The organism is Cytobacillus sp. EB106-05-05-XG126 (genome assembly GCF_058791715.1).
Genome location: NZ_JBYTDU010000016.1, coordinates 34,098 through 53,892, shown reverse-complemented (window position 1 = coordinate 53,892; position 19,795 = coordinate 34,098). Strand labels below are relative to the sequence as shown.

Here is a 19,795-nt window from a genome sequence, read left to right as displayed (position 1 = left end):
CTACCTGTCCCCTATCGAATATAGAGGACAGGCAGCATAGGTGTTTTTTCTAAGTCTCAAAACTGTGGGTCAGTCCAATTTTTCCGCAGGTGCTTTATGGCTATTTAACCGCTAATGCACGCTTGCCCATGGCATTGTAGATCTTAATGAACTTTTCTTTTGGCATTTTAACATCTTTTTTAACAGCTTCACTGTCATTAAAATAAACATAATCGGCATCCACACCGGTTACGACAATACAGTGCAGAGGTGTCGGTGCGCTGATAGTTTTGCCGGCAGGCGTTTTCCAGGTTCTTTTATTCGGCATTTCATGGCTGATTGTAAACCACGCCAGAACAGGGTTACCCTCTGAAACAGCCTTTTCTATTTCCGAGAAATCTTTTCCGGTCAGATTTACACCACCAGGACGATATTGATCAAGCAGCTTTTTCAGCGGCCCCGGATTTATCGTGTGTCCGTTGCCAAAAGGTGTTCCAACGAATCCGACATCAGGGTCCCCCCAGGTTTTAATTGACCCGTCTGCATTTCTTACCAGCTTGGTTGAGTCATATGGCATTTTTTTTGCCAGGGTGGTTTTGCTGACATTAACTCCATAAAACTTTAATGCCATCGCAAGGGAAGTGACTTCACATCCGCTTGGCAGCTCCGGACGCTGGGCAATGAGCGGCACATTAATTTTGGACAGGCGGGCATCACTGGCTTTCACATACTCACCGCTTACATAACCCGTTCCGCCATTGTAAGAAATTTTATACCAGCCATTGCTTTCCTTATGTATAACATTCAATATAGATCCGTTCTTCAAGGACCCTATTTTCCCGTAATTTGTACCCGGACCTTTCCGGACATTTAATGACGTAGCATCCACCCGGTAAAGCTTTTCATTTGTTTTGACATACTGGCCGCTGACATAGCCTGTTTTGCCATTGTAGTTAATTTTGTACCAGCCGTTTGCAAGTCGTTCAATCGCCTGAATACTGCTTCCTTGAGCCAGGCTGCCAATCCGGCTGTAATTTGTTCCCGGACCGGAACGGACGTTCAGACTGGTTGCATCCACTGTGTAGGTAGCGGAAGCCGCTTCTGCCACTGCCACGTTTGAAAGGCTCGGAATTGACGGCGCCAAGACTCCTCCTGCCAAAATAGCTGCAGCAACAGTGCCTTTTAATATAGCTCTGTTTCCATATGAACCTTTTAAAATTGCCATACACTTTCCTCCATATCCCTGATTTTATTTCTGTCGAATTTTGCGGACTACTCTAAAAATAAAGATTAGCAAACTTCAAGTCTACCTCTTTGGGACTGGAAAAATTTTATTGATTCTATTGAATCAGTTTGAATTTGCTTATTTGGCAGAGTCAGTATATTTGGCATCTGTATATCTTCCCTTTTGAAAAAGTTTAATTATAAGGGCTGCAGGGAATAAACTCTTGTACCAATTCACTTACATCTTGGAGGAAACATAATGAACAAGCACTATTTTCATATAGTAATTTTATTAATAGGATCGATTATATTCCCTTCCTCTGGATATGCAGAGGATACGATTGGGAAGGAAAACAAGGTTGTGCTGGTCTCCTTTGATGGAATGAGGAACGACCTGGTAAAAGAGTTTATACAGGACGGCAAGCTTCCTCATTTTAAATCACTTATGAAGAACGGAGTGGCTGCCAAGGATTCCAAAACCGTAACCCCTTCGCTCACTGCACCATCCCATGCGGCCATTGCCTCAGGTGCAGCTCCATCGGAAACCGGTATGGTCAGCAATAAATGGCAGGATCCCAACAAGGAATTGGCCAATGGAGAAAGCGCTTTTCATCAGCCGCTTGATAAAAGCCCGCTTTGGGCAGAAGCCAAAAAGAATGGCAAAACAACGGCCACCGTGCTGTTTCCCGGATCAAACCCTGATGCAGGCGAACAGGCTGATTATGCAGTTTATTATGGGGAAACCTGGGCAGAGAGCTCACTCGATAAGCTTCAGTTCAAAAAAACAGAGAGCTGGAAGCACACCGAAAACAGCTTCAGCCCTGCAAAGGAAGCTATAGTGAAGCTTCCTTTGAAAAAAGCACAGAATAAAGAGATCTATATATTAGCTTTAGACACTTCGGATGATGGAAAAACCAGTTATAACCGCTTCATTTTTTCGGAAAACCGTGGTGCAGACTCCGAAGATGTTATCGTCAATGCCAATGAATGGGGATCAATTCCTGTTGAAGCTGACGGTGAATCTGCAGGATTTTGGTTTAAGCTGAAGACTGATACCAGCCTTGAGAAAGCGAGCATTTACCGGACTGCTGTTACATCAGCCCTCATTGAAGGTCCAGAAGGATTTGAAGAGGAGCTGCTATCGGAATTCGGCTTTTTCCCCGTCCAGGATGATACAAAGGCTTTTGAAAAAAAGTGGATTACTCGGGAAGAGTACGAGGAAATTGGTTCGCGTTTTGTCCACTGGGCAACTGATGTGTCTCTTTATATTAAAGAAAAATACCAGCCCGATCTGCTGATGTTTTACACACCTCAGATTGATTATGAATCACATCATTTTCTGCTGACAGATCCGCGGCAGCCCGGGTATTCAGAGGGAAATTCCCAAAGACATTCGAAATACATTGAATGGGCCTACAAGCTTGCAGATGATGTAGTAGGACAGACGATGGACAGCCTTAGCGAAGAAGACCACCTTCTTTTGGTATCTGATCACGGCATGGAGTCAGTCCACACCATTCTGGCTCCAAACACACTTCTGAAAGAAGCAGGTCTCTTAAAAACAGATAAAAAAGGCAAAGTGGATGAGGAGAACTCCAAAGCAATGGCTGTAGCCAGCGGATCAGCTGCCCAAATATATCTGAATGAAAACCTCACCAAAAGAGAAAAGGAAAAGGCTGCAGACCAAGTGGTGAAGCTCTTTAGCGAATATAAAATCAAACCCGAATTTAAGACAAAAATCCTTAAGGGCTATTTAGGTGAAGCCGGTGATTTTCTCGCCGAAGGAAAGTTCAGCCAATTTAATCAAACGGCAAAGCAATTTTCCAATTACCTTTTCAGGAAACAAGAAAAGCCTTATCAGATTGCCTATGATAACAATAAAGAGAATAAGCACCCTAACCAGGGAGACATATTGCTGCTTGGTGCAAGTGGCTATATGATGGGCAGCAGCTTAACAGACCCCCAAATGCCGGCAATAGAACTTGGCAGCCATGGCGGCAATCCTGACCGGAAAGAACTCAAGGCGGTATTCTTTGCACAGGGTCCTTCTTTTAAAAGTAACAGCGGAATTGGTTCGATTACCACACTGGATATCGCCCCGACAGTTTATAAACTGCTGGAGATACCGGCTCCTGACTTTTTGGAGGGTGAAGTTCTGAAAGATGCATTTTAATTAAAAACACGGCCTTGCTATATGCTGCAAGGCCGTGTTTCATTTTTGAAAAAAACCCACCCCTAAAGAGATGAGCAGAACAAACTATATACAATCCAATTCTACTGTTACTGTAGTTCCTTCACCTATAAAACTATCGATAGTCATCAGCCCTTGGTGTTCCTGTATTATTTTGTTGCTGACCGTGAGCCCCAGACCGATTCCTTTATCTTTTGTTGTATAAAAAGGTGTCCCAAGATGCTTCAGCATTTCATCATCAATGCCTGCTCCTTCATCTGCAAAAGCAATCCTTACACGCCCGCGCTCTATTTGCTGCATGCTGATATATACATTTCCGCCATTCGGCATAGCTTCAATTGCATTTTTTAAAAAGTTCACAAACACTTGCTTCAGCTGAGGAGGTGAACATAATAGCATGATATCATTCTCACTATGTTTGAGATGTATCTGGACGTTATGAAGCAGTGCCTGCGGATGAAGCACCTTAATCGTACTTTCCAGAATGGACATTAAGTTCCCTTTCTCAAACTCGATTGCCTGAGGCTTTGCCAAAGACATGAACTCATTGACAATGATATCAATTCGATCCAGCTCTTCCATAATAATGGATAGATAATTATCCTGCTTTTCCTGATTAATGCTTGATTGGAGCAGTTTTGAAAAACCTTTTAGAGAAGTCAGCGGGTTCCTGATTTCGTGGGCAACCCCTGCTGCAAGCTGTCCGATAATGGAAAGGCGATCCAAATTCCGCAAAACAGCATCATTATTCACTCTGTCTGTTATGTTTCTGCCTACTGCCACAAATAATTCAATTTCGCCCCTGTCGTTGAAAATAGGGGAAATGCTAGTCTCCACGAAAACGACATCACCATTGGCCGTATTCATTTTTGTCTCAAGGAGCTGTGGCTCTCCTGTTTCAAGCAGGTTTTGAGAGACTTTGTTAAACTTTTCTCTCTCTTCCTCGGAATATATGATAGTGGTACAGGACTTCCCCACAAGCTGCACCGGCGAATACCCCAATACATTTTCGTGAGATGGGGATGCATAAATCACCGTTTGTTCTCTTGTGAAGACCTTGATCATATCTGTTGTATTCTTCGTAATCAAATCGTACAGTTCCCTGGTTTTTCTTAATTCCCTCTCCATGCTTTTAAACTCTGTCATATCTCGGAATATAGCCAGAACGGCAATGATTTTTCCCTTGGAATTTCTGAAAGGAGAATAGGAAACCGATATATCCAGAATCGAACCATCCTGATGATAGCGCTTTGTGATCACATTGCTGTATACTTTCCCCAGCTTGACCAGTTTTATTATCCCCTTCACTTCTTCCGGGTTCTGAAAATCGGTAAACTTCCTGCCGATAACCTGCGCTTCGGTATAACCAAAAATCACCGTATACATATGATTAACCCTTATAAAACGGTTTTCCATATCTATGATGGCTACCCCATCTGCCGTACAATTCAGGAACAAATCAAGCAATTCATCAGGATTGGAATAAATCGATTCACCATCATTACCTAGGATCGGGAAATCATTGACCATTAACCTCACCCCATTAAATAACTCTATAAACTATATTTTACAGAATTATATAAAAAAAAGCATGAGGATTCTTTAGAACTCAAAAAAAAAAGCAGCTTTCCCTCAGGTCAGCTGCCCTCTTTCCATTCTAATCCCGCGACTGCTTCACAATGCATAGTCTGTGGGAACATGTCCACAGGCTGCACTTCGATGGTTTTATATCCGCCATCCTCTAAAATACGCAGATCCCTTGCCAATGTTCCCGGATTGCAGGATACATAGACGACTTTCTTTGGCTTCATGCTTAAAATGGTTTTCAAAAGAGCCTCATCACAGCCTTTGCGCGGCGGGTCAACGACCAGCACATCTGCCGTGTTCCCTTTTTTATACCATTCAGGAATTACTTCTTCTGCTTTCCCGACTGCGAATGAAGCATTTGTCATCCGGTTCAATTCCGCATTCCTCTTCGCATCCTCAATGGCTTCCGGCACGATTTCAACTCCGAACACTTCTTTTGCTTTCTGTGCAAGAAAAAGAGAAATGGTGCCAATTCCGCAGTACGCATCGATAACCTTTTCTTCTCCGCTTAAATTTGCATATTCCAGTGCCTTATCATATAAAACCTTCGTTTGCTCCGGATTCACCTGATAAAAGGAGAGGGCGGAGATCGCAAATTGGATATCGCCAATAAAATCATAGATCACTTCTTCGCCCCAGAGAACTCGTGTAACATCTCCCATGATCACATTTGTCTTCCGCGAATTCACATTCTGGACGATGGATTTAACACCTTCGATACTTGCTGCAATCTCTTCCACAATCTTTTGCTTATTCGGGAGCTCGTTCGTCCTTGTAACAAGGACAATCATTACTTCGCCTGTCACAAGACCATAGCGCGCCATCACGTGGCGGAGCTCACCTTTATGCCTGCCTTCATCATAAGCTCGGACACCATAGCGGCCGCAAATTTCCTTTACCTTTTGAACAACCTCATCATTTTTTTCCTGCTGAATGAGACATTCCTTCATATCGATGATCTGGTGGGTGCGCTGCTGGTAAAATCCGCCGATCAGACCGCCTTCCTGCTCGCCAATCGGAACCTGCGCTTTATTTCTGTAGCGCCACGGATTCTTCATGCCGAGAACCGGATGCACCTTGACGCCCACTAGTTTCCCGATTCTTTCCAGTACATCTCTGACCTGTTTTTCCTTGGCAATTAGCTGGCCTTCATAGCTCAGGTGCTGCAGCTGACATCCTCCGCACTCCTTATAAATCGGGCAGGGTGCTTCCACCCGGTATGGGCTGCTTTCATAGGTCTCAATCAAGCGCCCAAACCCATATCCCTTATTCACCTTTATTACTTTAACTTTCGCTCTCTCACCCGGAAGTCCATCCGGCACAAATAACGGGTAGCCGTCAACCTTTGCCACTCCTGCCCCTTCATGGGTCAAATCCTCAAATATCACATCTATATAATCATTTTTTTGCACAGGTAATGTTCTGCTCATCATTTTCTTCCTTTTCAGCTTAATTCCGTGACCTATTTTGACTAGACAGATTGTATCACAAAATAGGGTTAAATACGAAATGGATATCTTTCAGATCCTTTGGACCTGCATACCCCGCAGCATGTCTATTTGCAGAAACGAATCCTGTATTTGCATTTTTCCCAGTCCATTTGCAGGATTCTCCTGTCTATGTGCTCTTTCACACTTCTATTTGCAGTAATACTTTTCTATTTGCATCGTTCACAACTTCTTGTGTTACTGCAAAATAAAAGCCCGCTCTGTAATAGAGCGGACCTCCTATTATTCATGGGAGCTTTCCCAATCTGTCGGGCGGTCTTCCTCACGAATCTGATCGATAGGAACAAATACTTCCAAATGCCTGTACAGGTTTACGAATTCGGCAGGAAGAAGCCCGCCAAATTCACCGTCAAGATTGAGCTGTACCTTCTCCTTGGATCGCACTTTAATGCGGTTTGCCTGCGTGTAGATGACATTCGGATCCTTTACATGCTCACCCCGGACTGCCATTGTCGCGATCCGGATAAAATCGGCGAGATTGGTTTTCTTTAAGATCAGCAGGGAGAAGAGTCCGTCATTAATACAGGAATCCGGCGCAAGTTTTTCAAAACCGCCGACTGAATTTGTCAGACCGACAAGGAAAAGCATGGCTTCACCCTCAAAGATTTTCCCGTCAAACTCAATGCTGACTTCAGTTGAACGGATAGAAGGCAGCATTTCAATTCCCTTAAGGTAATAGGCAAGCTGGCCAATCATGGTTTTAAGCTTGCTTGGCACCTCGTAAGTCAGCTCTGTCAGCCTTCCTCCGCCAGCGATATTAATAAAATATTTATCATTAATGCGGCCAATATCAACAGGAATGGTATCTCCTTTTACAATAATATCCGCTGCCGCTTCCACATCTCTTGGAATATGGAGTGCACGGGCAAAATCATTAGTTGTGCCCATTGGGATAATGCCGAGGCGCGGACGGTAATCCTGTTCAGCGAGTCCATTTACAACCTCGTTAATCGTGCCGTCACCGCCTGCTGCAACGACCAGGTCGAATCTGCGTTCAACAGCTGTCCGGGCAGCTTTAATGGCATCCCCTTCACCTGTGGTAGCATGGCATGACGTTTCATAGCCAGCTGTCTCCAATTTCTGCAAAACCTCTGCTAAATGTCTTTTAAAAATTTCCCGGCCTGAAGTCGGGTTATAAATAATTCTTGCTCTTTTCATAGCCCATCATCCTATTATTGAAATATCTAAACTTAATACTTTTCATTCCATCTTTTTACATCATAGCGAATAGTCCGCGGCTTAGCAATTTTCACAGCTAACCGTTTCTATTCTATTCACTTCCTGGTGTTTTCACAAGTGGACAGATGCACAAATGAATTATACCCTCATTAAGCAAAAAAGTATCGTAATTAAGTTATATTTCTTGGCCAGGTGCTTCAAATCAGTATTATCCAGGATGAGGTTAAGCATTACTCCTGTTTGAGGTCTTGCAAAACAAGGCTCTTAACGTAGTCAATAATGGTTCTATATGGATATTCTTCATTAATTACTCTATGAAGCATTGCCCCGTCCATAAAAGTCCAAAACAATCCTGCTACATGGTTTGGATCTGCATCGGAACGGAATTCCCCGGTGTTCTGTCCTTCCTCCATAATATCTGTTATAAGCTTTAAAAAGAACTTCTTTCCACGCTCATTCAGGATTCGATTCAGGTTCTCATCTCTTGAGGAATGGAGCGTAAATTCCAGCTGCACAGTTATTCTATCTTTCCGTTCCTGGCTGAATGGACTCATATCCCTGTACAAGTCAAACAGGTATTCAAGTTTCTCTTCTGCGGAGGAGAACATCGATATTTTCTCTGCAAGTCTTGCATTAGCTGATTCTGTCTGCTCATTCAACAGCTCCAGATAGATTTCTTCCTTGCTTTTAAAATAATTATAGATAGCTCCCTTGCTGATTCCTGAATAAGCGACAATATCATCTATGGTCGCTGCCTGAAATCCTTTTTTGGCAAAGCAGGCCAAGGCGCCCGACAGGATCTCTTTCTTTTTTTTCCGTTTATATTCCTCTGATACGATTGGCGGCAATTCTGTCCCTCCAAGGCATTTGATTTATTCTCTTTTAGTTATTAATTTATCAGCAGCACTTCCGGCTGATTTCACTGCTTTTCAGAATTTCTTCTGAATACAGGCTGGCATGTTCACTCGTGATTTCCGTATTTTCCTCAGCCAATCCCGCTTTTATCAAGTCTTCTTTCATTTTAGCGAGAAATAAATCTCTGATAGCTGCTGAACGGCACGGCTGCATTTGCGCTGCCAAATCCCAAATCCATTGCTCAAGATGTACACTCTTGCTCTTTTTTTGCATTTCCTGCGGAACCTGCCTTCTTCCCATATCTCCCACTCCCCAGGTTTGTAATTAAAAATAAACTGATCGGTCTTTTTATTGTAAATATTTTTATATGAATTTTCAAATTTTTTCATATAGTTCTATTAAATTGGCCTGTTGACTTCCGCTTTAGGCACTCCCTTTCCGCGGGCGGTCCGGGAGCCTCCTCGTCGCTTTGCTCCTGCTGGGTCTCCCTTTGATTCGCACTCCTTCAGGACTTTGAATAAGCTTCCTTGAGTAAACACCGCACGAAGAACATGCGAATGCATTTTCGAGGATCTCGTGCCTTCCGCTCCAATCAACAGGATGCTAAAAAAACAACAATAATCTATAACAGAGCCAATATAAAAAACTCCTAACTTCCGTTAAGAGTTACTCCTGATCTATTTGATTTTTCTCCCGGTACATGGTTACTAATCCCCCAATGAGCATAAAGCCGGCAAAGGCAAGAGGAAACCAGCGCTCAAACAAAGAGCCTTTAGTTGGCAGCCCACTCTGTTCCTTAGAAGCTTCTTCGGGAATTTCGCCTGTAATCTGAGCCATGACAAGAGTTGTAAAGTCCTCTTCCCCCGGCATTGCCGGCAAAGAGTCCTCCTCCTCGTCCATCGCTTCAAGGTACACTTCCAGACATTGATCACATATATATAGATGATTTTCATAGAGTTCACGCTCAGGTTCAGAAAGTTCATTTTTTGCATATTTCCGCCATTCCTCCAATGAAAAATGCTCCATGAAAATCATCTCCTTCCAAAGTTCCTTACAGGTCGTGCTTTGAAACACAAATAATATCCTGCAGGGTATTATTTTTATCAAACATATCCTTATAACTATTCGAATTACATGTTATCTTTTTGAGTGCCGAAACAATCATAATTTAGAGAATGGAATAATTCAATACCTTACTTATAATAATCTCTCACTAAATAAGTTACAGAATTTTCTATTCTGGATAATGATTAATTCTCCCTCTTCACTAAACCATTATATGGTAAACTGTAAGCGATGACTACATGCAGAGGAGGCTAGTAAAAAATTTTCAAATAATGGACAACTCTAATTAACAACTGAATATATTGATGAAAAAGGATGAATACGATGACTCTTCTTATTTACCTGGCAGCATACTTAATAGGATCAATTCCTACTGCCTTATTATTTGGCAGATTTGCCTTTGGAATTGACATTCGTGATCATGGCAGCAATAATCCTGGTGCGACTAATACATTAAGGGTTCTTGGCAAAAAAGCGGCTATCGTGGTTCTGCTGGTCGATGTGGGCAAGGGTGCCGCCGCTGCGGCAATTCCTGTCATTCTGAATGCTGAAGCTGATCCGCTAATAGTCGGGATGGTCGCAGTTGCCGGCCACTGCTTTCCGATCTTTGCAGGATTCCGCGGAGGAAAAGCCATCGCAACCACAGCTGGCGTATTGATTGCTGCAAATATCTGGATGTTTTTAATCGCCTATATTTCTTTTGTGGCTGTCATTTTCCTGACCAAGTATGTTTTTTTCGGCTCTTTATCGGTGGGTGCATCCTTGCTTGTCTATTCCTTATTTACTGAAGGCACTGAACATGAACTTATCTTTTCTATTTTCTTATTATTTCTGATTTTCCTGCATCGCTCAAACATTAAGAACTTTATTGATAATAATGAGCCTAAAATCAATGATAAGCGCTTAAAAGATGACCGCATCCCTCCAAGAGATGATAAAAAGCGAGCCTGATTGAAACCCGTATCTGCATTCGGGTTTTTTATTATTTTTCACATATAAGCAGCTCTTTAAGCAAAACCTTTGAATAAAGTGCGTTCAAAGGAGCTTACATATGTTCTTGATCTTAAAAATAGCGAGTCTTTACTTAATCACTATCATGATTATGAGACTGATGGGGAAATCTACGATTATCCAGATGACACCTTATGACCTTGTCGCCATTATTATCGTTGGCACAGTTGCTTCTGAGCCTCTCATTAGCACAGAATACTTGCCGACATTAATAGCATTGGCCATTCTTGTGGGCCTCCACATTCTTTTCTCATATTTGACTTTAAACCAGATTGGCAACCGTTTTTTTCTTGGTGAGCCGACGATGCTGATTAAAAATGGGGAAATCCTTGAAGACAATCTGGAGAAGTCCCATCTTTCCATGTCTCAGCTGCTGTCCATCTTAAGAAGCAAAGGCTACCCCAAGATTGCGGATGTTGATTACGCTATTCTCGAGCCAATCGGTGAAGTGAGCATCATACCGAAAGTGGCCAATACGCCTGTAACAGTTGAGCATTTAAAGATCCCTATTCAGGATGAGGGGCTCCCGATTGCAGTGATTGTGGATGGCAGGATTCAAGCGCGTAATCTCGAGCTGCTCGGACAGACTAAGGATTGGCTATTAGACCAGCTTCGAAAAAACCATTTGAATGAGAAAGAGATTATGTACGCTTATGTGAATGAAAAGTCAAAGAAATTGAATATAAACAGACGCAGATAATTTTCTAAAATAGGTTTAGGGTTTGAAGCTGAGGGTATATAAAATTGGTTACTTACTAGACAAATAAAAGTGATTTAACTATACATATCAATATCAGGGGGTAATGGTATGACAGAAAATAGCCTAGTGCTTGAAACGAAAATTGATGGTTTTGATTTTAATTGGGACCTTGAAAAAGGTCTGTTTAATTTTGAAGGCGATGATGCGGTCTTATTTTGGATAAAATCCGCCATGAAAAGCTTCTTCGATACTATTGAAGAGATCTCTGGAAAGGAAACTTCCAGCATTGTACTTGAGACCACCGGCTTCAGGCAGGGAATGGTAGTAGGAACATTCTTCAAGGATTTAGGACTTCCCATAGAAGAAGTGGCCAATATCATCCCCAGAATATATGCTTCTGCCGGCTGGGGAAAATATATCATTACTGATTTAGATCCTGCTGCGAAAACCGCCAGGGTCAGAGCACTTGACAGCTGGGAATATAAGATTAACAAAGAACAAGGGAAAAACGAGTCTGGAACATTCCTGCCGGGACATTTTGCAGGAATCTTTTCCGCTGTGTTTGGCACAAGCCTTTGGTATAAAAAGGCAGCAGACCAGTTGGCCGGACAGGACTATACAGAGCTGGATTACTTCCCTTCAAGCGTTACTGTTGAGGAAAATATACACGCTTTAGCGAGGCGCGAAGAATCAAAAAAAATCAGCGAGCTTGAAAAGTTAGTGGAGGACCGGACGATTGAATTAAAACAGCTTGTTAAAGAAATCTCTTCACCGGTTATTCCTGTCCTTGATGGAATTGTTGTTGTTCCTCTTTTGGGAAGATATGATGAATTCCGCTCTGAAGAACTCGTCGATAAAACTCTTCATAGCCTTCCGAAGCACCAGGCAGATTGCCTAATCCTGGACTTGACCGGGTTAAATCAGTCCATCAGTGCCTATACGGTGGAATTCTTAAGCAAACTGGCTGCTGCAGCTAATCTGATCGGCACCGAAACGATCCTGGTTGGCATTTCTCCGGAACTTGGCACTAAAATTACGGAAACGAATTTTAACCTCTCTAAATTTAACTGCTTCACAAACCTGCAGCACGGCATTTATTACGCTCTTTCCAAAAAAGGCAGGAAAATCTTTTAATCATACAAAAAGCTGACTTCGCATTGGACGTAAGTCAGCTTTTTGGGTTGTTTTTATGGCTGCATTCGTAAATTCAGTGAGGATTAGCATTTTTTATGTGCCTTCAGGACCGGTGGCTCCTATTTCTCTGCCTGCACTTTCTTCGGCGCCCCCCTATATTTCGCTTCGCGCAGCTCCAGCGCGTAGGCCTCAAGATTCGGCATTCCCATATCTTTGGCCATACTGATTTCTTTCTCAATATCATATGGAACCCTGACAATCTCGATGGAAAAAGGCGCGTCCTCTTTTGATAAGTATTCCCCATGCAAAATTGCATAGGTAGCCTGAGGGATATCAAGGGAGTTCCCGACGCTTCCCGCATTGAATAGTGTCTTTTGCGGATGAATCGGTTCAACCAGGGCTGCGTGAATATCCCCGTACCCGATAACATCCGGAATCCTGCCATCCTCTCCGGCAGTAATATTCTCTGTATTCTCGAACATAGCCAGTTTTTCTTCATACGAATCCCTCATCGGCACAACCCGGTGATAAATGCTTTTGGCTGAAGCATGGTAGAGTCTGATATATTTTCCGCTCATATAAAAATCGTGATGGAACGGAAGCGTGCCTAAGTAGGACAGGGCCTCTTCACCCAGCTGTCTCTGATGCCACTGCCCCTCTTCAAAATCCAGCGGCTTCTGCATAAAGTCATCCCAGTTCCCAAGGAGGACCACTTCACAGGTCTCTTTAATCCATTCAACAGCTTTAAGAGAATTGGGTCCTTTTCCTATTAAGTCACCAAGGCAAAAAATATTCTCTATTCCGCGTTCACGGATATTGTCCAGAACAGCCTCCAGAGCTGTGATATTTCCATGAATGTCAGATATTACGGCTACTTTTCCCATGTTTGTCTCCTCCTTACTTTTTTTATATTTCTCCAAAACACTCAAGCTTCCTCCAACAATTGAAAAAAACAAAATTTGATTTTTCCCCGTACCGCCATTACATTAGAAATATGGTAAAATAACAGCATGCAAAAACCAACATTACATATAGAAGGAGTAGGAATTATGTCAAAAGTATTTGTATTTGGACACAAAAACCCTGACACTGACTCAATCTGTTCAGCACTTGCTTATGCAGAATTAAAAAACAAATTAGGCGTTGATGCAGAGCCAATCCGCCTGGGCAAGGTAAATGAGGAAACACAATATGCCCTGGATTATTTTAAGACTGAAGCTCCCCGGCTTGTTGAAGCAGTATCCAAGGAAGCGGGCGAAGTAATTCTTGTAGACCACAACGAATTCCAGCAAAGCGCTGATGATATCAGAGATGTGAAAATCCTGGAGGTTATTGACCACCACCGCATTGCGAATTTTGAAACAAGCGATCCGCTTTACTACCGTGCAGAGCCTGTTGGCTGTACAGCAACCATTCTGAACAAAATGTACAAAGAAAACGGAGTGGAAATCAGCAAGGAAACTGCTGGCCTTATGCTTTCTGCCATCATTTCCGATTCCCTGCTGTTCAAATCTCCAACATGCACAGACCAGGACGTTGCAGCAGCACGCGAACTTGCTGAAATTGCGGGAGTAAACGCTGAAGAATATGGTCTGGAAATGCTGAAAGCAGGAGCAGACCTAAGCAAGAAGAGTGTGAAAGAGCTAATCTCCCTTGACGCAAAGGAATTCCAAATGGGAAGCTATAAAACAGAAATCGCTCAGGTTAATGCTGTGGACCTGAATGACGTACTAAGCCGCCAGGAAGAATTGGAAGCTGTAATTACTGAAAACATTAACAACAAAGAGCTGGATCTTTTTGTTTTTGTTTTAACTGATATCCTTAACAACGACTCAGTTGCCATTTCTCTTGGCAAAGAAGCTGCAGCAGTTGAAAAAGCTTATGATGTAACACTTGAAAACAACAGTGCCGTATTGAAGGGCGTTGTTTCACGCAAAAAGCAAATTGTACCGCCTCTTACAAACGTATTGGCCGGCAAATAAAGTGAAACTTCAATCAGTGGGGGTTTTCTTTATCCCCCACTGATTGTTAGTTGAACCAATCGGGCCTTTACGGGCAGTTTGACCCCCACTTATCCTCCGTTGATTCTTTCTGAGTCTTCAAGTGGGGGTCTTACTGCCCGTTAGACTGCGATAAAGTGAAACTTCAATCAGTGGGGTTTTCCTTATCCCCCACTGATTGTTAGTCGCGTTCTAGTGTCGCTAAGATCTCCGCTAGCGCTTCGATCAATCGACACTACGAACCCGATTGGTTCAACTAAGCCTCTGCATGCGCGTCGGCAAGTTTCACTGTATCTCACCAATCGGGCCTTACGGGCAGTTTGACCCCCACTTATCCTCCGTTGATTCCTCTGAATCTTGAAGTGGGGGTCTTACTGCTCGTTAGACTGCGATAAGATAAAAGCAGTGCCACACTTGGCACTGCTTTTTACTTATCCAATAATAATTCTGTCCCCTTAACAAGCCTGGTCATCAGTTCCTTCACTGTCACCTCTTCAGCCATTCCTACTCCCTGTCCGGCCCATAAGGACATAAACTCCGTCCGCTCAAGCTTCGCTGCATGCTTCCGGATAGGAGCTGTCATATCATTCTGCAATGGATAAGGCAACACCTGCCTGCCTTTCATTTCTTCCATGAACCTGTTGCGAATCCCTCTTGCAGGCTTTCCTGAGAATGCTTTCGTCACAGCTGTCTGGTCATTCCCTGCATTTACTAGAGCTCGCTTATACAACCGGTGAGCCCCGCTTTCCCTGCATGTAAGAAAAGCCGTTCCAAGCTGGACTCCTTCTGCTCCAAGGATCATGGCAGCAGCAATACCCCGTGCATCCATGATTCCCCCTGCTGCAGCCACAGGACAGCTTACTGCATCTGCCGCCTGCGGTATGAGAACCATGGAACCGATCATCCCGCTTTCTTCCTTGTGAAAAGTTCCGCGGTGCCCCCCTGCTTCTGACCCCTGAACAACAATGATATCTGCGCCCGCCTCTTCCCATTCCACTGCCTCATTGACATTCGTTGCAGTTCCAATAATCAGCGTACCCTGTTTCTTCAATTCAGAAATAATGGCCGAATCGGGTATGCCAAACGTAAAGCTGCAAGCAGGCACACGTTCTTCCATCAAAACATCAAGCTGTTTTTTGTATAAAGCAGCATAATCCTTATCCGGAAGAGCTGGTTTTCCCGCCATACCAAGTTCACTGCTGTATCGTTCAAGCACATCCCCCATGCTGCTGATGTCCTCTGTATCCGCCGAAGCCTCACTATCCGGAACAAAGAGATTGACGCCAAATGGCCGATCAGTCAATTTCTGAATCTGTTTTATATTCTCTCTTATTTCATCCGGACTCATATAGCCGGCACCCATATTTCCAAGCCCGCCGCAATTTGATACCTCGCTGATTAATTGCGGCGTTGTCATCCCTCCAGCCATGGGAGCCTGGAAAACAGGGTATTTTATATCCAGTTTCGCAGTGATGGAATTTCGGTTCCAGCCCATTTAAAACACCCTTCCCCCTTTATTTTCCCGAAACAAGAACATCTATTATACTATCAGCAACTGTATGCCAAATCTTCGAATCCTCCTGATAGGAAGAGGTTAGTTTCCTGTACATGCTCATTTGTTTTTCCTTAAAGTCCTCAGCTTCCTGTGCAGGAAGCTTGCTTCTTTCACTATCCACCAGTTCCTGAATCTGTTTGGCACGCGGTCCCCAAACAGCAAATTCATCCCCTTCTTTATCAATAAAGATATAAATCGGTATCGCTCTGGATGTTCCGTTAGTCAAATACTGGTCCATAAGCTCAAGGTTCTGATCCCTCAAAACAAAACGGACTTCCATGCCGGTTTCCTCTGCGATTTTTAATAGAATCGGATTATTCAGCATCGCATCACCGCACCAATCCTCAGTGAGGGCAATTACTTTCATGTCAGCATCCTTAAGCTCTGCCAATCTTGTTTTTTCGTCATCGGATAATGAAAAAAGATTATAGATTTTATTCATCTCTTCTTTGTTAACTTGCATCGCTTCTATATAATTCTGCGTACTTAGACCCTTTGCAAACCAATCCATTAATTCCATAAACCCACTCCCTTTTTTCGATATCTTTAGTGTTTATTCTTTATTATCCGCTTTCATTCCTGCATTTGCTGCAGCACTTTGTAAAACCAAATCTTTTCCTGGGAAATAGAGATTATTTTTGTCGAATACAGGAAAAGCGCAAGCGCCTTGCTCACTAAGGAAAGCAGACTAGGAGCGCCACGTCCTGTGGCAACGTCTGCATGACCCCCATCCTGGGGGCCTCAAGCACAAGACGAGCCTTCCGGAAAGGCGCTCTTTGCCTTTTTGGAAGGATTGGCTTGTGACCTCGAGGGGGTAGGCGCTGGAGCTAGACAGTTATCGATATTCAAAAGTTTATACATTCATACAAGAAAAGCTGATGGATTCCCATCAGCTCACCTTTTATCTTTTCTGTATTTCCTGCTGCAATAATTTGTTAACAAGCGGCGGGTTGGCCTGTCCTTTAGTGGCTTTCATAATTTGGCCGACTAGGAAGCCGATTGCTTTTTGCTTTCCATTTTTGAAATCCTCGATGGATTGCGGATTCGCATCAAGTGTTTCACCGATAATCTTAAGAAGTGCGCCTTCGTCCGAAATTTGGACAAGGCCCTTTTCTTTTACGATTGTTTCCGGATCCCCGCCATTTTCAACCAGCTCTTTAAAAACTGTTTTGGCAATTTTGGAAGAGATCGTGCCGTTTTCGATCAGGTTAATCATGCCGGCAAGTCCTTCAGGTGTCAAAGCTATATCGGTTAGCTCTTTTTGTTCAGCATTCAAGTAAGCTGACAATTCACCCATTACCCAGTTGGAAGCCTGTTTGGCGTCTGCTCCTTTATTTACAGCCGCTTCAAAGAAATCAGATGTTTCTTTTGTGACTGTCAGGACAGCTGCATCATAAGCCGGGAGCCCAAGTTCTTCAATATAGCGGTTCTTTCTTTGGTCCGGAAGTTCAGGGATCTCTGCACGGATGCGCTCTTTCCACTCTTCATCAATATGGATATCAAGTAAATCAGGTTCAGGGAAATAACGATAATCATCCGAACCTTCTTTTACCCGCATTAGGATCGTTTTATTGGTTGCTTCATCATAGCGCAATGTTTCCTGCTGGATTGTTCCGCCAGAACTTAGAATCTCTTCCTGCCGTTTCTCCTCGTACTCGAGCCCTTTGCGGACAAAGTTAAACGAGTTCAGGTTCTTAAGCTCTGTTTTTGTGCCAAATTCCTCCTGGCCGACAGGACGAAGGGAGATATTCGCATCACAGCGAAGTGAACCCTCCTCCATTTTACAGTCAGAAACACCAGTATACTGGATGATGGACTTTAGCTTCTCCAAATATGCGTATGCTTCATTAGGTGTGCGGATATCCGGCTCAGAAACAATCTCGATCAGAGGAGTACCCTGACGGTTATAGTCTACAAGTGAATAACCTTTAGCATGAGACAGCTTGCCTGCATCCTCTTCAAGATGAATCCGCGTAATGCCGATTTTTTTCTTATAGCCGTCGACTTCGATCTCAATCCACCCGTGCTCGCCAATCGGCTTATCGAATTGCGAAATCTGGTAGGCTTTTGGGTTATCCGGGTAAAAATAGTTCTTCCGGTCAAATTTTGTAACAGGTGCGATTTCACAGTTCAGCGCCATCGCAGCCTTCATTCCGAAATCAACTGCTTTTTTATTAATGACAGGCAGCACTCCAGGGTAGCCGAGATCGACTACTGTTGTGTTGGAGTTTGGCTCCGCCCCAAAATGGTTTGGGCTTGCCGAGAATATTTTTGAATCTGTTTTTAGCTCAACATGTACTTCAAGTCCGATAACCGTTTCGTATTTCATGAATTTCCCCCCTTACAGTCCCGGTTTTTGCTTATGGAATTCTGTAGCCTGCTCAAAAGCATGCGCTACGCGGTAAACATTGCTTTCATCAAAATGCTTTCCGATAATCTGAAGGCCAAGCGGCAATCCATCCGCGAATCCACAAGGTACGCTGATTCCAGGCACGCCGGCAAGGTTTACTGGAATAGTCAGAATATCGTTTGCGTACATAGTCAGCGGATCAGATGTATTTTCACCAATCTTAAAGGCAGGAGTTGGTGCTGTTGGCCCAATAATGACATCATATTTTTCAAAAACATTTTCAAAGTCCTGTTTAATTAGTGTGCGCACCTTTTGTGCCTTTTTGTAGTAAGCATCATAGTAGCCAGAGCTTAAAGCAAATGTCCCAAGCATAATACGGCGTTTTACTTCATCCCCGAAGCCTTCTGCACGGGTCTTTTTGTATAAATCGATTAAACTCTCAGGATCCGCTGTTCTATAGCCATAGCGTACGCCATCAAAGCGAGCCAGGTTTGCCGATGCCTCTGAGGAGGACAGCAGATAATACGTTGCCAGTGCATATTTGGAGTGCGGCAGGGAAACTTCCTCCCATGATGCCCCGAGTTTTTCTAACACCTTCAGGGATTCCAGAACTGACTGGCGTACATCTTCATCTACACCTTCAGCCAAATATTCTTTTGGTACGGCGATTCTCAACCCTTTAATATCGCCAGTTAAGCTTTCAGCATAGCTTGGGACATCTACATTTGCTGAAGTAGAATCCATTGGGTCCACACCTGAAATAGCCTGAAGCAGATAGGCGTTATCTTCAACTGTGCGGGTAATTGGTCCAATCTGGTCCAAAGATGAGGCAAATGCTATCAGTCCGAAACGGGATACTCTTCCATATGTTGGCTTTAACCCAACAACTCCACAATAAGAAGCAGGCTGTCTGATTGAGCCGCCTGTATCTGATCCAAGAGAAAATAAAACCTCTCCTGCTGCAACAGAAGCAGCAGAGCCGCCGGAAGACCCGCCGGGAACTCTTTCAAGATTCCAGGGATTTCGGGTTACCTGAAAACCTGAATTCTCATTGGATGATCCCATAGCAAATTCATCCATATTCAGCTTGCCGATTGTAATGGTTTCAGCATTATGTAATTTGGAAGCAACGGTTGCATCATAAATCGGGTCAAAGTTCTCAAGAATTTTACTCGCACTTGTGGTCCGCAGTCCCTTCGTTACGATGTTATCCTTAACTCCGATCGGCATTCCGAACAAAAGGCCTTTTGCTTCGTCCGTTCCAATTTTGTCATCCATTTTTTTTGCTGCTTCTCGGGCTCTTTCCTCATCAAGCGTCAAGAAAGCCTGTACTTTGTCCTCTACTTCACCGATTCGCTTGTACGATTCACTGACAAGATCAGTAACCGTTATTTCTTTTTTATGTAAAAGCTGATGAAGCTCAGATACCTTATGATCAAATAAACTCACCATTTTCC

17 protein-coding genes are annotated in these 19,795 nt (G+C 43.5%); 5 read left to right on the top strand and 12 right to left on the bottom strand.

Annotated elements, in window-relative coordinates; genetic code table 11:
* Positions 1–100: 100 nt before the first annotated feature.
* Positions 101–1,204, bottom strand: coding sequence for an SH3 domain-containing protein (locus AC3WTL_RS22485; protein WP_248349422.1), 1,104 nt, complete (start codon positions 1,202–1,204; stop codon positions 101–103).
* Between the two features lie 258 nt (positions 1,205–1,462).
* On the opposite strand from AC3WTL_RS22485, the gene AC3WTL_RS22480 reads away from it, so the two are divergent.
* Complete coding sequence (locus AC3WTL_RS22480; protein WP_492370066.1) at positions 1,463–3,376, top strand: alkaline phosphatase family protein; 1,914 nt, start codon at positions 1,463–1,465, stop codon at positions 3,374–3,376.
* Between the two features lie 84 nt (positions 3,377–3,460).
* Here AC3WTL_RS22480 and AC3WTL_RS22475 read toward each other — a convergent pair whose 3' ends face one another.
* The 6 genes from AC3WTL_RS22475 to AC3WTL_RS22450 all read right to left on the bottom strand — a co-directional run bounded on the left by AC3WTL_RS22475 (position 3,461) and on the right by AC3WTL_RS22450 (position 9,549).
* The gene (locus AC3WTL_RS22475) at positions 3,461–4,924 is read right to left on the bottom strand and encodes a PAS domain-containing sensor histidine kinase (protein WP_197249226.1); all 1,464 of its coding nucleotides are present in this window, start codon (positions 4,922–4,924) and stop codon (positions 3,461–3,463) included.
* Between the two features lie 107 nt (positions 4,925–5,031).
* Positions 5,032–6,411, bottom strand: a complete 1,380-nt coding sequence (rlmD, locus tag AC3WTL_RS22470; protein ID WP_492370065.1) for a 23S rRNA (uracil(1939)-C(5))-methyltransferase RlmD — start codon at positions 6,409–6,411, stop codon at positions 5,032–5,034.
* A 300-nt stretch (positions 6,412–6,711) separates the two neighbouring features.
* Positions 6,712–7,647 (bottom strand): diacylglycerol kinase, encoded by a 936-nt coding sequence (locus tag AC3WTL_RS22465; protein ID WP_197212640.1) that lies wholly within the window; start codon positions 7,645–7,647, stop codon positions 6,712–6,714.
* A gap of 251 nt (positions 7,648–7,898) precedes the next feature.
* The gene (locus AC3WTL_RS22460) at positions 7,899–8,516 is read right to left on the bottom strand and encodes a TetR/AcrR family transcriptional regulator (RefSeq protein WP_197212643.1); all 618 of its coding nucleotides are present in this window, start codon (positions 8,514–8,516) and stop codon (positions 7,899–7,901) included.
* Between the two features lie 49 nt (positions 8,517–8,565).
* A complete protein-coding gene (locus AC3WTL_RS22455) occupies positions 8,566–8,823 on the bottom strand; it encodes a hypothetical protein (protein WP_048009747.1) in 258 nt (85 codons plus the stop codon).
* 366 nt (positions 8,824–9,189) lie between these two features.
* Positions 9,190–9,549, bottom strand: a complete 360-nt coding sequence (locus AC3WTL_RS22450) for an anti-sigma factor (RefSeq protein ID WP_197249223.1) — start codon at positions 9,547–9,549, stop codon at positions 9,190–9,192.
* A 363-nt stretch (positions 9,550–9,912) separates the two neighbouring features.
* Here AC3WTL_RS22450 and plsY point away from each other — a divergent pair, with 363 nt between their 5' ends.
* The 3 genes from plsY (at position 9,913) to AC3WTL_RS22435 (ending at position 12,433) form a co-directional block, all read left to right on the top strand.
* A complete protein-coding gene (plsY, locus tag AC3WTL_RS22445; RefSeq protein WP_048009749.1) occupies positions 9,913–10,539 on the top strand; it encodes a glycerol-3-phosphate 1-O-acyltransferase PlsY in 627 nt (208 codons plus the stop codon).
* A 100-nt stretch (positions 10,540–10,639) separates the two neighbouring features.
* Positions 10,640–11,299 carry a DUF421 domain-containing protein gene (locus AC3WTL_RS22440; protein WP_197249222.1) on the top strand — a complete coding sequence of 220 codons (660 nt, stop codon included), beginning with the start codon at positions 10,640–10,642 and terminating at the stop codon, positions 11,297–11,299.
* A 108-nt stretch (positions 11,300–11,407) separates the two neighbouring features.
* Positions 11,408–12,433 carry an STAS domain-containing protein gene (locus AC3WTL_RS22435; protein ID WP_252220640.1) on the top strand — a complete coding sequence of 342 codons (1,026 nt, stop codon included), beginning with the start codon at positions 11,408–11,410 and terminating at the stop codon, positions 12,431–12,433.
* Positions 12,434–12,552: 119 nt separating this feature from the next.
* Here the strand turns inward: AC3WTL_RS22435 and AC3WTL_RS22430 are convergent, their stop codons facing one another.
* On the bottom strand, positions 12,553–13,317 hold the full coding sequence (locus AC3WTL_RS22430; protein WP_197249220.1) for a metallophosphoesterase family protein: 765 nt from the start codon (positions 13,315–13,317) through the stop codon (positions 12,553–12,555).
* Positions 13,318–13,482: 165 nt separating this feature from the next.
* On the opposite strand from AC3WTL_RS22430, the gene AC3WTL_RS22425 reads away from it, so the two are divergent.
* Positions 13,483–14,415: a manganese-dependent inorganic pyrophosphatase gene (locus AC3WTL_RS22425; protein ID WP_048011107.1), complete on the top strand. Its 933-nt coding sequence runs from the start codon at positions 13,483–13,485 to the stop codon at positions 14,413–14,415.
* 445 nt (positions 14,416–14,860) lie between these two features.
* On the opposite strand, the gene AC3WTL_RS22420 is transcribed toward AC3WTL_RS22425, so the two are convergent.
* The 4 genes from AC3WTL_RS22420 to gatA form a co-directional block, all read right to left on the bottom strand.
* Positions 14,861–15,928 carry an NAD(P)H-dependent flavin oxidoreductase gene (locus tag AC3WTL_RS22420; protein ID WP_492370064.1) on the bottom strand — a complete coding sequence of 356 codons (1,068 nt, stop codon included), beginning with the start codon at positions 15,926–15,928 and terminating at the stop codon, positions 14,861–14,863.
* Positions 15,929–15,947: 19 nt separating this feature from the next.
* Complete coding sequence (locus AC3WTL_RS22415) at positions 15,948–16,508, bottom strand: thioredoxin family protein (protein WP_252220638.1); 561 nt, start codon at positions 16,506–16,508, stop codon at positions 15,948–15,950.
* A gap of 381 nt (positions 16,509–16,889) precedes the next feature.
* Positions 16,890–18,317 (bottom strand): Asp-tRNA(Asn)/Glu-tRNA(Gln) amidotransferase subunit GatB, encoded by a 1,428-nt coding sequence (gene gatB, locus AC3WTL_RS22410; RefSeq protein ID WP_252220637.1) that lies wholly within the window; start codon positions 18,315–18,317, stop codon positions 16,890–16,892.
* Positions 18,318–18,329: 12 nt separating this feature from the next.
* Positions 18,330–19,787: an Asp-tRNA(Asn)/Glu-tRNA(Gln) amidotransferase subunit GatA gene (gene gatA / locus AC3WTL_RS22405; RefSeq protein WP_248349430.1), complete on the bottom strand. Its 1,458-nt coding sequence runs from the start codon at positions 19,785–19,787 to the stop codon at positions 18,330–18,332.
* Positions 19,788–19,795: the final 8 nt, after the last annotated feature.

Excerpts from the sequence above, each read along its gene's own strand:
- AC3WTL_RS22480 (WP_492370066.1), top strand. The coding sequence starts at position 1,463 with ATGAACAAGCACTATTTTCATATAGTAATTTTATTAATAGGATCGATT.
- AC3WTL_RS22455 (WP_048009747.1), bottom strand. The coding sequence starts at position 8,823 with ATGGGAAGAAGGCAGGTTCCGCAGGAAATGCAAAAAAAGAGCAAGAGT.
- AC3WTL_RS22425 (WP_048011107.1), top strand. The coding sequence starts at position 13,483 with ATGTCAAAAGTATTTGTATTTGGACACAAAAACCCTGACACTGACTCA.
- plsY (WP_048009749.1), top strand. The coding sequence starts at position 9,913 with ATGACTCTTCTTATTTACCTGGCAGCATACTTAATAGGATCAATTCCT.
- AC3WTL_RS22475 (WP_197249226.1), bottom strand. The coding sequence starts at position 4,924 with ATGGTCAATGATTTCCCGATCCTAGGTAATGATGGTGAATCGATTTAT.
- AC3WTL_RS22430 (WP_197249220.1), bottom strand. The coding sequence starts at position 13,317 with ATGGGAAAAGTAGCCGTAATATCTGACATTCATGGAAATATCACAGCT.
- gatB (WP_252220637.1), bottom strand. The coding sequence starts at position 18,317 with ATGAAATACGAAACGGTTATCGGACTTGAAGTACATGTTGAGCTAAAA.
- AC3WTL_RS22415 (WP_252220638.1), bottom strand. The coding sequence starts at position 16,508 with ATGGAATTAATGGATTGGTTTGCAAAGGGTCTAAGTACGCAGAATTAT.
- rlmD (WP_492370065.1), bottom strand. The coding sequence starts at position 6,411 with ATGAGCAGAACATTACCTGTGCAAAAAAATGATTATATAGATGTGATA.
- AC3WTL_RS22440 (WP_197249222.1), top strand. The coding sequence starts at position 10,640 with ATGTTCTTGATCTTAAAAATAGCGAGTCTTTACTTAATCACTATCATG.
- AC3WTL_RS22465 (WP_197212640.1), bottom strand. The coding sequence starts at position 7,647 with ATGAAAAGAGCAAGAATTATTTATAACCCGACTTCAGGCCGGGAAATT.
- AC3WTL_RS22450 (WP_197249223.1), bottom strand. The coding sequence starts at position 9,549 with ATGGAGCATTTTTCATTGGAGGAATGGCGGAAATATGCAAAAAATGAA.
- AC3WTL_RS22435 (WP_252220640.1), top strand. The coding sequence starts at position 11,408 with ATGACAGAAAATAGCCTAGTGCTTGAAACGAAAATTGATGGTTTTGAT.
- AC3WTL_RS22420 (WP_492370064.1), bottom strand. The coding sequence starts at position 15,928 with ATGGGCTGGAACCGAAATTCCATCACTGCGAAACTGGATATAAAATAC.
- AC3WTL_RS22485 (WP_248349422.1), bottom strand. The coding sequence starts at position 1,204 with ATGGCAATTTTAAAAGGTTCATATGGAAACAGAGCTATATTAAAAGGC.